Source organism: Flagellimonas alvinocaridis, from assembly GCF_004916895.1.
Taxonomy (GTDB): Bacteria; Bacteroidota; Bacteroidia; order Flavobacteriales; family Flavobacteriaceae; genus Flagellimonas; species Flagellimonas alvinocaridis.
This window is the reverse complement of sequence record NZ_SNTZ01000002.1, coordinates 212,580-225,288: the sequence shown is the minus strand read 5'-3', so window position 1 is coordinate 225,288 and position 12,709 is coordinate 212,580. Positions and strand designations below refer to the sequence as shown.

Here is a 12,709-nt window from a genome sequence, read left to right as displayed (position 1 = left end):
TGATTATCAACTTTATTGTGTTCTTGATATGGGATTAAAAATAGTATCCAATGGCTTATTTTGGAGCGCGTTTGCTTTTCATGCACTCCTACTTCATTTCAAAATTTCGTTACCGCATGCCAATAGCTTATCAGCCAAAAACTTTTCCAAAGTACGGAATTAAACGCATGCAAGGCGAAGGGGAGGACCTATTTAAAGTGATTCTAACAAAGTTCTCCTTATCTACAATTAAGTCTTACCAAAAGGCTTGAAATTAGCTACAGAACTTCATTTTTTCAAGTTGGGAAAATGTAACTTGGCGTCAAGGGTTTTGAACACGATCTCCATCGGCATCAAATAATTCGGTTGTAATCAAAACATGATTGGCATCATAGTTCATTTTTTCAAAAGCAACCCCATTATCTTTTCTATTTACCAATTTTTTATCGGTACCTAGATATTGCTTTTCCATGATTAGCCCCAAAGAATTTCTTACATACTCTACACGATGCACTCCGGAGACTTTATGGATTGTATTGGCGCCTTCTTTATCCAAATACGTTTCAGAAATTAGATGCCTCCCATCCTCTGTCCATTCCGTAACATATTTGGCATATCCGCTATTTGCATTTTTAGGATTTCCTTCACCATCCTGAAATTCCAGCATTGTTTTGTTGCCAAATGCATCCGTTTCAAAGTGCCAACGTTCCGCACCGGACCAATGGGTTGCAGGATTCTTGTGCTTATCGAAGAATACAATATCCTCTAGGTCATACTTGTTCCAACTGTTCTGCTCTCCGGCAGTATGGGAAGGTCCAATGGCGGGATTCCAATGCACATCAAAAACCTCCCATCGATCAAATCTTCCATGAATGTCATAATAGTATTTAAAAACAGCTGCCCCATTATCCGTGCTGACCAAGTTTCCATTGGAATCAATATTTTCGAGGGTTCCAAAATACCCTTGCTCATTGAAGGTCATACGGGTTCTCAAAAATTGAAAATCACCCCGCAAAGGAACTATTTTCCCAGTGCTATCCAACCGCTCTTCCACAAGGCTTCCATCTGGCTGATGAATCCATTGGTAACGGATCACACCAAACCAATCCGATGTTGGCTCACCCTTGGCATCAACAAAAACCAAAGCAATGTTTCTCCCCAAAGCATCCTTTTCATACGTCTTGTTATAGACATTCCCCATAATTGAAATCTGGTTTCCAAATCGGTCAAAAAAACTATGCACCTCCTTATTTTGCACATACGCTATTTTTGTAAGGGGAGCGTTGATGTTCAAATTCCCAAAGCGACCTTCAAACTCCTTATATTCCTCTCCAATGCGAACATGTGTAGCAATAATCTGGTTGTTTGCGTTGTAATCCACTTTCAGATTTATTCTGCCCAATGCCTCTTCTTCAGTTATGGGATAGGCCCCTTTTACAGGTTGATAGGGCGATTCCCAAAAAGGCAACAATGCATAATATTCACTTCTATGGACATCTTTTATCTGTTGCGCATGACCCAAATTGGATACTAATGCCACGAATACCAAAACCATTGTTTTTGTTGATTTCATGATGTATGGATTTCAAAGAGATTGCCAAATGATTTTAGGCAGATTAATGGCCCAAATATGAAACTAGTTTGATGGTTTTTTCTCCTGTTTATAAAAAAGCGGATATCCATTTATATGAATTTTAACATATAATGGAGGCCATACAGGTTAACTTGACCCCAAACCGAAATACATGGAACCTTCTATAGCATTGACCATTTTTTCCGGGGCTGCCATTTCCAGTGGGCTAATGATGGCCCTTTACTTTATTTTGGTCCGCAAGGAAAATAAATGGGGAGACATGACCGTGGGATTTTTGTTTTTGGCCCTTGTCATGAGACTGTCCAAGTCATTGTTCTCCTATGTTTTTCACGGGTCTTCCATGATGGGCATCTCATTCGGACTGCTGGGTTCGGTTCTTATGGGCCCTTTGCTTTTCCTATATTTTAAATACTCACTATCAGAAAAAAAAGAGTTTCAATGGTCCCACGCTTTACACTTCATCATACCTTTTGGAGCATTTATTCTTGCAATCAATGAGCTTGTCCCCTCCTATGATCTCTATGTGTGGGCAGGACATTTTTTAATGGGATATCTCATTGTAGTGGGCTATCAATATATATTTTCCAAGCGTTCAGAGGGCATAGCTTCAAAATGGCACAACGTATTGTTTTATGGAATTCTTGGTCTGTGGCTCTTATTTTCCCTTCAACTATATATCTCCAGTAGGATATTTTACATCTGGGGTATCATATTGGCCTCTTTGATCATCTATATCCTGTTTTTTACAGCGTTGAAAACTCCTATGTTCCGAAGTAAAAATAAGCAAGTGACGATTCCGAATATGTTGAAGGATAAAATAATCCATGCCCTAGAGGTGGAACGGATATTTGTACAACAAGGAATTTCCATTGCCCAGTTCTCTGAAAAGATAGATGCTCCTGTATATCTGGTATCCAATGGGATAAAATCCATTTACGGAAAAAATTTCAAGGACGTCATCAATAGTTTTAGAATTCGGGAGATTACCTCAAAACTATCCCATGTTGATTTTGCCCATGAAAAAATTGAAAATTTAGCCTATGATGTAGGCTTCAACACATCTTCTGCTTTTTATAGTGCTTTTAAAAAGGAAACCAATATGACACCGAGGGCCTATCAAAAAGCGTCGCTTTCTAAATAAACCGATTACATGGGACCAGCAAAAAAATCCTATGGATTTGTAGCTATTTTTTCAAGGAATCCAAGTTTCTGTGTGCCTCTTTCAACTCTAGTTGCAATCGTTGGTTTTCTTCGAGATATTCCAAGCGTATCCGTTCCATTTCCCTTTCAAAATCATCGGCTGGAACATATTGAGGTTCAAACAGGCTTTCCTTCAAAATACTGAACAGGGTAAACAAAAAACTAATGGCAACTGCAGAAATGAGCCCAAAAAGCATTGCTTTTTCCTTTTTAAGTCCGGGCGAGTTCTTTTTTAGCAACTGCTTTTCGTCCTTGCTCAATTTACGATTGCTGGAGAGTTGATCCAAAAAGACGTCCCACTTTTCCTCTTCCCGTACATACATATCCATGAATCCTCCCTCATCCAAAAAATCTTGGGTACTGGGTGTAGAGGCCAACATAAATATTTCCAGACCGTTACCGCTCATTATATCCAATAAATTGGCGTCATACTCCTGAATTTCCCTTACCAACCGTTCCACAAATTGTAGGTTGTAGTTGGGTCTTAAAAATTCATCATACAACGTCTGAATCTCAAAATAATCACTACGCTCCAAGGCATATTCCAAAAAACGGTCTTTTAATTCGGCCTTAAAAAATTCACCCATTTCTCAGATACAGTGATTAGCGATTTGATATATTGGTTTCATGGGTAAAGGTACAGCAGTCTATTAGTTTTGTGGTCTAGGCTTAAGTAAAGAATTTGTGATTTTTGGTTGAATCTTTTGTTCTGAAAAACTTGAATGTAATAAGAGGATTTTATTCCCTTCAAAAGAAAATATGCAATCTATGTGATTTAACTAAAAAGGGACAGCAAGCCTAAACAATTTCTGCGCTTAACCCGGCCTGTAGCAGTTGGGAACACTTTGGCTTTAGAAAAGAATACTCTCCTGTCTTTACGGTGCATTTACCATTGTAATGCACGATTAAAGAACATTGTTCCGCTTGTTCAGGAGTATGATCGCAAACATTGATCAAGGTTTCAATGACATGATCAAAAGTATTCACATCATCATTAAAAAGAACAATCTCGCTCTGATTTACAATCTCCTCTTCCAGTAGAAGGTCTTCCGATTCTTTTTCCTTAGTGCCCATAATTGCGGAGTTATGTCTTTCTAATTTACATATTTTGCCGAAATCCAATTATTTTTTTCAAGATTTTTTTCAAATTTCAATCCATATTCACCACATTTTGAGGAAATTGCATTCAAATCCTCCAAATAAAAGCCACTTAACAAAAGTATTCCCCCAGAATTAAGACACTCGGCATATACGGGAATATCCTCCAGTAGAATATTTCGGTTGATGTTGGCCAAGATCACATCGTATTTTTTCCCTTTCAACAAGCTACTATCTCCTTGAAAAGCTGCAATACTCTCGCAATCATTCCTTTCTATGTTTTCCTGGGTGTTCAGGTAGCACCATTCGTCAATGTCGATGGCATCTACAGGTCCTGCTCCCTTCTTTTTGGCCAAAATGGCCAGAACTCCGGTACCGCAACCCATGTCCAACACCGACTTCCTTTGGACATCAATATCGAGAATATGCTGAAGCATCATATGGGTGGTCTCATGATGCCCTGTCCCAAAACTCATCTTCGGCTCAATTACAATATCGTATTCCACATCAACTGCTTGATGAAATGGGGCACGCACCATACACCTATTTCCAACAATGATGGGATGGAAATTCCGTTCCCACTCGGCATTCCAGTTTTGTTGTTGGATTTCTTTTTGGGTCCATGAAATTTCAAAATCCGGTTGTTGCAAAATATAAAGTCCGTTCAAAATGTCCTCCCGCCAATCCGATTTTAGGATATAGGCCAAAAGTCCGGTTTCGTTCTCCACGAAGCTTTCAAACCCCACCTCTCCCAGCTCGGCAATCAAAATATCCGTTGCCGGTTGGGCAGGTTCTATCGTAAAATCATACTCGAGATATACCAATCCCATAATTTACGATCAAATGGCGTTGATGATGGCCACAAAGTCCGAAGCTACCAAGGAAGCTCCTCCAATCAATCCTCCGTCCACATCGGGTTTGGAAAAAATTTCTTCCGCATTGCCCGGTTTCACACTTCCTCCGTAAAGAATGGAAACTTCATCTGCAATGGAAGCATTATAGGCCTCCGCAATGGTTTTTCGGATAAAGGCATGCATTTCTTGCGCCTGCTCTGGGGAAGCCGTCTCTCCAGTGCCTATGGCCCAAACGGGCTCGTAGGCCAAAACTATGTTTTTCCAAGCACTGGCCTCCAAATGGAACAATCCGTTCTTCAATTGACTTTCCACAACGGAAAAATGGTTGTCGGATTTCCTGTCCTCCAATTCCTCACCAAAACAAAAAATAGCTTTTAATCCCTTGGCAACAGCGGTGTCCATTTTCTTTGCCAACAGTTCATCGGTTTCACCAAAGTAAGAGCGTCGCTCAGAATGGCCCAAGATAACCGTGTCCACATCCAGGTTCAACAGCATATCCGCAGAGATTTCACCAGTGTACGCCCCATTTTCAGCAAAATGCATGTTCTGGGCCGCCACTTTGATTGTGGAGGATTCCAAGCTTCGTTGGGCCGTTTCCAGGTTCACAAAAGTTGGAGCCACAATGACCTCCGCTTTAGTATCGGGCAGTTTTGCGGAAAGTTCGGCCAACAAAGCCTCTGTCTCTTCCCTATTCTTGTTCATCTTCCAGTTTCCTGCCACTATCTTCGTTCTCATGTTTTGTTGTTTTGTGGGTTATGTTTAAAGCGTAAGTTTATCAAAATCGTTATAATGCACCTTTTGCTGAATGGTGCCCTTTCGTAAAACCAATATTGCGGGATTGGAGCGCACAATGGTCTTCAATGTGGTCTCATCCGTAAAGTAAAAGTCAAAATCCAGTTTATATTTTTCCTCTACCTGATTAGCGAAATCGTCGCTTGAGGCCGACATGCCAATCACCGTATACCCTTTTTTCTTTGCTTCATTGGTCACTTGGGCCACTTCGGGGAAAAAATCGTAGTTACTCTTGGCCAGATCATAGGCCACCACCATAATCAGCTTATCCTCCTCCAAAAGTTCGGCAGCATAATCCTGACCATCCTTTTCAATGGTGAAATCATGGATGGGAGGTTCGTATCCTGCTTGAATTTGAGTGGTCTCCACATCTATAAACTCACCTTCCACACTAGGGTATTCCCCATTGGTGACTATGGTTTGCTCGCCCCCGTTCACTTTGAAACGCCAAGCGTATTCGTACAGGGGTTGTGGTGCGTCATCCGGAACTGTCATCCCCTCCTGAATGTTGGCGCCAATTTTATAAGGCCTGAAATCCACGGATGGCAAATGGTTGAGAACATGGTTGGCAAATAACATACAGGCCAACAAGGCTACTCCGCCCACTATCCAGTTGGTTTTTGTATTGAAAAGTGGGGTGATATATTTCCGTCCATAAAATAAAATCAAAATGAAAACCAACAGTATCACATCCTTGGTAAAGGATTCCCAAGGGGTCAGTTTTACGGCATCACCAAAGCAACCACAATCGGTCACTTTGTTGAAATAGGCGGAGTAAAAAGTGAGGAAGGTAAAAAATACAATCATCAGCAAAAGACTCCAAACCGTAAACTTCGGTTTAAAGCCAATAAGGAGCAATACCCCCAAGATCACCTCCACAATCACTACAAAAATGGAAATACCCAAAGCCATGGGCAGAAAAAAGGGCAAGTCCAGCACACCAGGGCTAAAATATTCCTCCAATTTGAACGAAAACCCAACGGGGTCGTTCAGTTTAATGAGGCCACTGATGATGAAAAGCACCCCTACAAAGACCCTTGAAATCCAAACTAAATATTTCATGTTTTTTTCAAAATAAATTCCAACTTATCAAAAACCTTAATCTGACACAAACCACACGAATTTTCACCAATGGGTTGATGGCTATAGATATGATATGTGATTGGTAAAAAACTCAACTATCTTCTTTGTCTTGGTTCTTGACTCTTTTTCCCCTAAACACAAATTCCCTTGTCATCATCTGTTATTCGGAATTTAGATGAATCAGTGCAAAAACTGCGTAGTTGATCATATCCTGATAGTTGGCATCCACCCCTTCACTTACCAATGTGGCACCTTGATTATCCTCAATCTGCTTTACACGAAGCAACTTCTGCAGGATAAGGTCCGTCAGCGAACTCACCCGCATATCGCGCCAGGCCTCACCGTAATCGTGGTTTTTGTCTTCCATCAATTTTTTGGTGATGGCCACTTCGGCATCATATAGGGCAATGGCCTCCTCAGCGGTCAGATCGGGTTGTTCCGCCACTCCTTTTTTAATCTGGATCAAGGCCATAATCGCATAGTTGATGATCCCAATGAATTCTGATTGTTCACCTTCATCCACCTTTCGCACATCGTTCTGCTGTAGGCTACGGATGCGTTGGGCTTTGATAAAAATCTGATCGGTCAGGGAAGGTAGGCGCAAAATCCGCCAAGCGGTACCGTAGTCCTGTGCTTTTTTTAAAAACAATTCCCGGCAGGTATGGATCACCGCATCGTACTGTTGGGAAGTCTGCTGCATGTATTGTTGCTAATTTGCGTAAATTTCGTCCAAATAAATGTGCCCAGAGCACTTTGCCAAAGATAGTGAAACCCAACAAAGGAGATATTTTTTATGACCATAAACTGTAAAGGTGAACTTATAGATCTTACGGTGCCCAAAGTCATGGGTATTCTTAACCTTACCCCAGATTCTTTTTTTGATGGGGGAGCCTACAAGGACGAAGCCTCTATATTGAATCAAGTGGGATACATGCTAGACCATGGGGCCACCTTTATAGACATGGGAGCCTACAGCTCACGCCCAGGGGCGGAACATGTGGATGAGGACGAGGAGCTGAAGCGCATGCTTCCGGTCATTGAATTGATCCTTAAAAAATTCCCGGACACCTTGATTTCTGTGGACACCTTCCGGAGCAGGGTCGCTGCCGAAAGTTTGGAAAGAGGTGCGGCCATCATCAATGATATTTCCGCTGGAAATTTAGATCAGGAGATGTTTCGCACGGTAGCCCAATTTCAAGTACCGTATATCATGATGCATTTGAAAGGCACCCCGCAATCCATGCAGAAAAAGGCCACTTATACCGATTTGATCAAGGACCTTCGGCATTACTTTTCCGAAAAAGTGCAGGAAGCCACTTCCCAAAAAATAAACGACATCATCATAGACCCAGGCTTTGGCTTTGCCAAGACCACCGAACAAAACTATACCCTGTTGAACCATTTGGACCTTTTCAAGACGTTCGGTTTGCCTCTTTTGATTGGATTGAGCCGAAAATCCATGATCTATAAAGTATTGGATTCCAACTCAAAGGAAGCGTTGAACGGCACCACCGCCCTTCACACCATTGCATTATTGAAAGGGGCAAATATTATCCGGGCACATGATGTAAAAGAGGCTATGGAATGTGTGAAACTAGTATCGGCCTTAAAAGCCAATGCCCTCTAGTTTTTGGTTCTTCTATTTTTGCTAATTTTACAAAAACACCGCGGTTGGATTTTCTAAATTTTCTCGAGTTTAAAATCACAGATATCATAGACATCGTCTTAGTGGCCGCGCTACTCTACTACGTGTACAAATTGGTAAGGGGCACCGTGGCCATCAACATATTTATTGGAATCGTCATTGTTTGGGCCTTATGGAAGCTTACGGAACTGCTTCAAATGAAAATGATCAGTAGTATGGTGGGCGGGTTTATGAATATTGGACTAATTGCCCTTATTATTGTTTTCCAACAAGAAATTCGGAAATTTTTATTGATGATAGGTTCCACCAATCTGGCCTCAAAGCGAAGTTTTGTCCGTCATTTCAAGTTTTTGAAACAGGAGGCCATGCCCTCGGACACGGATGTAGATGCCATTGTTGGGGCCTGTGACCGCATGGCCGACACCAAAACTGGGGCCATCATAGTTATGGAACGTAATAATTCGTTGGATTTTATAAAATCTACCGGAGACGCCATGAACATTATGATCACCCAACCCATCTTGGAAAGTATATTCTTTAAAAATAGTCCCCTCCATGATGGAGCCATCATCATTCAAGACAACTATGTTACTGCCACTAGGGTAATTTTACCTGTTTCCAATGACAGGAATATTCCCTTACGTTTTGGATTAAGGCACAGGGCTGCTGTAGGAATCACTGAGAAGACAGATGCCATTTGTCTGGTTGTTAGTGAGGAAACCGGTTCTATCTCTTACATTAAAAATGGGGAATTCGTTCCTTTTAAAAGTGTGGAAGAACTCATAGCCCTTATCAAGAAGGATTTGGAATAAATCTTTAATTCCTAAGCAACTTCTTCTGCCAAGAACTGTGCTTCATATAGGTCACTATAATATCCTCCTTTTTTCAAGAGCTCTTTATGGGTGCCTATTTCAACAATTTTACCTTGATCCATCACAATGATTTTACTGGCCTTTTTAATGGTGGCCAATCGGTGGGCAATGATGATGGACGTTCTTCCCTCGGTAATTTTATCTGTTGCTTTCTGTATTAATTGTTCAGAATAGGTATCCACAGAAGATGTAGCCTCATCCAAAATCAAAATGCTTGGATTGCTTACATAGGCCCGCAGAAAGGCAATCAATTGGCGCTGTCCACTGGAAAGCATGGACCCCCTTTCCTTTACATTGTATTGATATCCCCCGGGAAGGCTGGAGATAAAATCGTGAACTCCAATTTGTTTGGCCGCAGTTTCAATTTGTGACAATGTTATGGATTTATCGCGAAGCGAGATATTATTGGCTATACTGTCCGCGAACAAAAACACATCCTGAAGTACTATCGCTATATGTGACCTAAGCGATTTTAGGGTATAGTCCTGAATGTTGACTCCATCTACCAAAATCAATCCTGAATTGATCTCATAAAACCGGTTGAGCAGATTAATGATGGTGGATTTTCCAGCTCCCGTTGCCCCAACAATGGCCACCGTCTCACCTGCGTCTACCTTGAACGAAATACCGTGGAGCACTTCTTCATCCTTAATATAACCAAACCGTACATCTTTGAATTCGATATCTCCTTTGACTTCTGCTTTCTCCACATCGCCTTCATCGGCAATATGGCTGTCTGTATCCAAAATCTTGAACACCCTGTTGGCAGCTACCATTCCCATTTGAAGGGTGTTGAACTTATCCGCAATCTGCCGCAATGGACGAAACAAAAGATCCATCAGGAAAAAGAAGGCAAAAATGGAACCTGTATCGTTAAGGGCCACATTTTCAATATTCTGTATCACTCCAAAATATACCACCATACCAATTCCTATGGAATAGGATATCTCTGCCACTGGGAAGAAGATGGAGTTGTACCAAACTGTCTTGAGCCATGCATTTTGATGTTTCTCATTGATGACCCTGAACTTTTCCTTCTCGATTTCCTCCCGGTTAAAAAGCTGTACAATCTTCATCCCGGCGATGCGTTCCTGTACAAAGGAATTGAGATTGGCCACTTGTGAACGAACCTCAATAAAGGCCACTTTCATGGCTTGCTGAAACAAACGTGTAGCAATCAAAATCACCGGTAATATGGCAAAAACGATCAAGGCCAGTTTCCAATTGGTGTACAGCATAATGGCGGCACCCAATAGCATTTTGAGCACATCGGCCACGATCATAAAAAATCCTTGACTGAAAATTTCACCGATACGCTGCATATCCGCCACGGCCCTTGTGACCAAAACCCCAATGGAGGAGTTGTCAAAATAGGTCATCTTAAAGCTCATCATTTTTTCAAACAAACGGATACGGATATCCTTGATCACAGATTCCCCCAAAAGGTTGGCGTAATAGCTGAACAAAAGTTGCGTGACCACTTGCCCCACCAAGACGGCCAACATAAAAAGTATGGTAGTCAACAGTTTTTGACTGTCCTTGTTCTCCAAGGCTTCGTTGACGATGTCACGTACCAAAATGGGAATTTCAACCGCAAAAGCTGCCGAAAGTATGGCCGCAAGTGCCACTACCCAAAAAATACCCCTGTAGGGCTTGGTGTGTGCAAAAATCCGTTTGAACAGACCAAAATCAAATGCTTTTCCTATTTCGTCACTTTTGCTCATCAAATCGTTCTTTTGGATATAAAACCTTGGTCAAATATAATCCTTTTGCCGGGACGGATACCCCTGCCTCTCCCCTATCCTTGCTCTCCAATATCGCGTTGACATCCTCAGGGTTTATCTTACCCATACCTACATCCAACAACGTTCCCACTATGGCACGCACCATGTTTCTTAGAAAACGATCAGCAGTTATAGTGAACACCCATCTGTCTTCTTTCTTTTCCCAAGCAGCCTCTTTCACATCGCACAAAAAAGTCTTTACATCGCTGTTGGATTTAGAAAAGCACTCAAAATCCTTACGCCCCAATAAAAGGGTTGCGGCTTGGTTCATCGCCTCCAAATCCAAGGGATGCTTTGCATAATGGGCAAAATCAAAATAAAAGGGGTTCTTTTCCTGAACCAACCAATATTCATAGGTGCGTTCAACCGCATCAAACCGGGCATGGGCCTCGGGCTTCATGCCATATATCTGTTGAATAGAAATATCTTCGGGCAAAAAAGCATTGAGACGATACACCAATTCTTCCCTATCCTCGATGTCATCAAAATCAAAATGGGCAAACATCTCCTTGGCATGCACACCGGTATCGGTCCTGCCCGCTCCCACGACGCTCAATTTTTGTCGCAAAAGGGTGGACAAGGCTTTCTCAAGCACTTCCTGCACGGTAATGGCATTGAGTTGGTTCTGCCATCCGTGGTATGCTTTCCCGAAATAGGAAAATTGGATAAAATATCTCAAAGGGATCCCTTACTTTTAAGTTGTTAAAGATAATCCAATCCCATCCAACACGAACCCAAGCTCTATTTTTTAGCATATTTTTAGCGTTATGACCAAGATTCTTTTACTCTCGGACACCCACGGACATATGGATTCCACCATCTTAAAGTATGCGGCACAGGCCGATGAAATTTGGCATGCAGGAGACATTGGAAGTTTGGAGGTGACCGACCAATTGGAGGCCTTAAAGCCTGTTCGCGGGGTACATGGCAATATTGACGACTATGTGATTCAAAAGGAATTTCCAGAAAACAATCGGTTTATGTGCGAGGGTGTGGATGTATGGATTACGCACATAGGGGGCTATCCGAACAAATACAATGTGAGGGTACGTGATGAGATTCGCAATAATCCCCCAAAACTCTTCATCTGTGGGCACTCTCACATCTTAAAGGTGATGAACGACAAAAAATTGGGGTTGCTTCACATGAATCCTGGCGCATGCGGAAAACATGGGTTTCATCAAGTACGAACCATGCTCAGGTTTGTGATAGACGGGGATACAATATCGGATTTGGAGGTAATCGAATTGGGGCAACGGTAACCTAAAACAAAAATCCCAGCCTAGGCCGGGATTTTCTTCGCACTAATACTACTAAGATGTTAGGTTTAACGTAAGCGATCAACAGATTTTACAAGATCTTCATCCTTTTTGATAGCCCTGTTGGCCAGGACCAGAAAAACGATAGAAAATACAGGAATCAGCATCCCAATACCCTTCTCAGAAACCACAGCCTCTCCGGATAAGCTTAGCGATCGATAAACGAAAAATCCTAGTAAAAAAAGATTCAATATCATATTCAATCTGTTTACCACAAATTGATTTTGTCTGTTTTTGTACAATAAAATGGACACTACGGCCAAGATAGCAGCTACATAAAAAGCAATGCTTACCCATACTTCGTTTTGAGCATAGACTTCTGCACCATCAACGGTTACCCACAGATTCAAAAAGAACGGAAGCACTCCCGCCAAGAAGGCCACGATCAGTAAAAAAAACGTTTGAATCCGTTGAATCATTGTGCAAATTGCTTTCGAAATGCAAAAATAGACGTCTTTTTGATAAATGGGCCTTAATTCCTGAAAAATA

General features: G+C 41.7%; 14 protein-coding genes. 4 read left to right on the top strand and 10 right to left on the bottom strand.

Going from position 1 to position 12,709, the window contains the following annotated elements; all coding sequences use genetic code 11:
* Window positions 1-301: 301 nt before the first annotated feature.
* Window positions 302-1,552 carry a hypothetical protein gene (locus EZV76_RS06275; RefSeq protein WP_136565747.1) on the bottom strand — a complete coding sequence of 417 codons (1,251 nt, stop codon included), beginning with the start codon at window positions 1,550-1,552 and terminating at the stop codon, window positions 302-304.
* A 172-nt stretch (window positions 1,553-1,724) separates the two neighbouring features.
* Here EZV76_RS06275 and EZV76_RS06270 point away from each other — a divergent pair, with 172 nt between their 5' ends.
* Window positions 1,725-2,714, top strand: coding sequence for a helix-turn-helix domain-containing protein (locus tag EZV76_RS06270; protein WP_136565746.1), 990 nt, complete (start codon window positions 1,725-1,727; stop codon window positions 2,712-2,714).
* A gap of 43 nt (window positions 2,715-2,757) precedes the next feature.
* Here EZV76_RS06270 and EZV76_RS06265 read toward each other — a convergent pair whose 3' ends face one another.
* The 6 genes from EZV76_RS06265 to EZV76_RS06240 form a co-directional block, all read right to left on the bottom strand.
* Window positions 2,758-3,360, bottom strand: coding sequence for a hypothetical protein (locus tag EZV76_RS06265; RefSeq protein WP_136565745.1), 603 nt, complete (start codon window positions 3,358-3,360; stop codon window positions 2,758-2,760).
* A gap of 211 nt (window positions 3,361-3,571) precedes the next feature.
* Window positions 3,572-3,847, bottom strand: coding sequence for an ATP-dependent Clp protease adaptor ClpS (locus EZV76_RS06260; protein ID WP_136565744.1), 276 nt, complete (start codon window positions 3,845-3,847; stop codon window positions 3,572-3,574).
* Between the two features lie 20 nt (window positions 3,848-3,867).
* Window positions 3,868-4,701 carry a 50S ribosomal protein L11 methyltransferase gene (gene prmA, locus EZV76_RS06255; protein WP_136565743.1) on the bottom strand — a complete coding sequence of 278 codons (834 nt, stop codon included), beginning with the start codon at window positions 4,699-4,701 and terminating at the stop codon, window positions 3,868-3,870.
* A gap of 9 nt (window positions 4,702-4,710) precedes the next feature.
* The gene (tpiA, locus tag EZV76_RS06250) at window positions 4,711-5,460 is read right to left on the bottom strand and encodes a triose-phosphate isomerase (protein WP_136565742.1); all 750 of its coding nucleotides are present in this window, start codon (window positions 5,458-5,460) and stop codon (window positions 4,711-4,713) included.
* A 24-nt stretch (window positions 5,461-5,484) separates the two neighbouring features.
* Window positions 5,485-6,579: a BT_3928 family protein gene (locus EZV76_RS06245; protein WP_136565741.1), complete on the bottom strand. Its 1,095-nt coding sequence runs from the start codon at window positions 6,577-6,579 to the stop codon at window positions 5,485-5,487.
* A 181-nt stretch (window positions 6,580-6,760) separates the two neighbouring features.
* Window positions 6,761-7,300, bottom strand: a complete 540-nt coding sequence (locus tag EZV76_RS06240; RefSeq protein ID WP_136565740.1) for a DUF1599 domain-containing protein — start codon at window positions 7,298-7,300, stop codon at window positions 6,761-6,763.
* Window positions 7,301-7,393: 93 nt separating this feature from the next.
* Here EZV76_RS06240 and folP point away from each other — a divergent pair, with 93 nt between their 5' ends.
* Window positions 7,394-8,227 carry a dihydropteroate synthase gene (gene folP / locus EZV76_RS06235; protein WP_136565739.1) on the top strand — a complete coding sequence of 278 codons (834 nt, stop codon included), beginning with the start codon at window positions 7,394-7,396 and terminating at the stop codon, window positions 8,225-8,227.
* A gap of 44 nt (window positions 8,228-8,271) precedes the next feature.
* Window positions 8,272-9,057 (top strand): diadenylate cyclase CdaA, encoded by a 786-nt coding sequence (cdaA, locus tag EZV76_RS06230; RefSeq protein WP_136565738.1) that lies wholly within the window; start codon window positions 8,272-8,274, stop codon window positions 9,055-9,057.
* A gap of 11 nt (window positions 9,058-9,068) precedes the next feature.
* Here cdaA and EZV76_RS06225 read toward each other — a convergent pair whose 3' ends face one another.
* Both EZV76_RS06225 and truA read right to left on the bottom strand, forming a co-directional pair.
* The gene (locus EZV76_RS06225) at window positions 9,069-10,841 is read right to left on the bottom strand and encodes an ABC transporter ATP-binding protein (protein ID WP_136565737.1); all 1,773 of its coding nucleotides are present in this window, start codon (window positions 10,839-10,841) and stop codon (window positions 9,069-9,071) included.
* The gene (gene truA / locus EZV76_RS06220; RefSeq protein WP_136565736.1) at window positions 10,828-11,580 is read right to left on the bottom strand and encodes a tRNA pseudouridine(38-40) synthase TruA; all 753 of its coding nucleotides are present in this window, start codon (window positions 11,578-11,580) and stop codon (window positions 10,828-10,830) included. The genes EZV76_RS06225 and truA overlap by 14 nt, the downstream gene beginning before the upstream one ends.
* Window positions 11,581-11,668: 88 nt before the next feature.
* Here truA and EZV76_RS06215 point away from each other — a divergent pair, with 88 nt between their 5' ends.
* Window positions 11,669-12,163, top strand: a complete 495-nt coding sequence (locus EZV76_RS06215; RefSeq protein ID WP_136565735.1) for a metallophosphoesterase family protein — start codon at window positions 11,669-11,671, stop codon at window positions 12,161-12,163.
* Window positions 12,164-12,228: 65 nt separating this feature from the next.
* Here EZV76_RS06215 and EZV76_RS06210 read toward each other — a convergent pair whose 3' ends face one another.
* The gene (locus EZV76_RS06210; RefSeq protein ID WP_136565734.1) at window positions 12,229-12,639 is read right to left on the bottom strand and encodes a DUF4293 domain-containing protein; all 411 of its coding nucleotides are present in this window, start codon (window positions 12,637-12,639) and stop codon (window positions 12,229-12,231) included.
* Window positions 12,640-12,709: the final 70 nt, after the last annotated feature.

Bases quoted from the DNA above. Each gene is read 5' to 3' on its own strand.
- EZV76_RS06270 (WP_136565746.1), top strand. From the start codon at position 1,725: ATGGAACCTTCTATAGCATTGACCATTTTTTCCGGGGCTGCCATTTCC.
- EZV76_RS06240 (WP_136565740.1), bottom strand. From the start codon at position 7,300: ATGCAGCAGACTTCCCAACAGTACGATGCGGTGATCCATACCTGCCGG.
- EZV76_RS06210 (WP_136565734.1), bottom strand. From the start codon at position 12,639: ATGATTCAACGGATTCAAACGTTTTTTTTACTGATCGTGGCCTTCTTG.
- EZV76_RS06225 (WP_136565737.1), bottom strand. From the start codon at position 10,841: ATGAGCAAAAGTGACGAAATAGGAAAAGCATTTGATTTTGGTCTGTTC.
- tpiA (WP_136565742.1), bottom strand. From the start codon at position 5,460: ATGAGAACGAAGATAGTGGCAGGAAACTGGAAGATGAACAAGAATAGG.
- folP (WP_136565739.1), top strand. From the start codon at position 7,394: ATGACCATAAACTGTAAAGGTGAACTTATAGATCTTACGGTGCCCAAA.
- EZV76_RS06215 (WP_136565735.1), top strand. From the start codon at position 11,669: ATGACCAAGATTCTTTTACTCTCGGACACCCACGGACATATGGATTCC.
- EZV76_RS06265 (WP_136565745.1), bottom strand. From the start codon at position 3,360: ATGGGTGAATTTTTTAAGGCCGAATTAAAAGACCGTTTTTTGGAATAT.
- EZV76_RS06245 (WP_136565741.1), bottom strand. From the start codon at position 6,579: ATGAAATATTTAGTTTGGATTTCAAGGGTCTTTGTAGGGGTGCTTTTC.
- prmA (WP_136565743.1), bottom strand. From the start codon at position 4,701: ATGGGATTGGTATATCTCGAGTATGATTTTACGATAGAACCTGCCCAA.
- EZV76_RS06260 (WP_136565744.1), bottom strand. From the start codon at position 3,847: ATGGGCACTAAGGAAAAAGAATCGGAAGACCTTCTACTGGAAGAGGAG.
- EZV76_RS06275 (WP_136565747.1), bottom strand. From the start codon at position 1,552: ATGAAATCAACAAAAACAATGGTTTTGGTATTCGTGGCATTAGTATCC.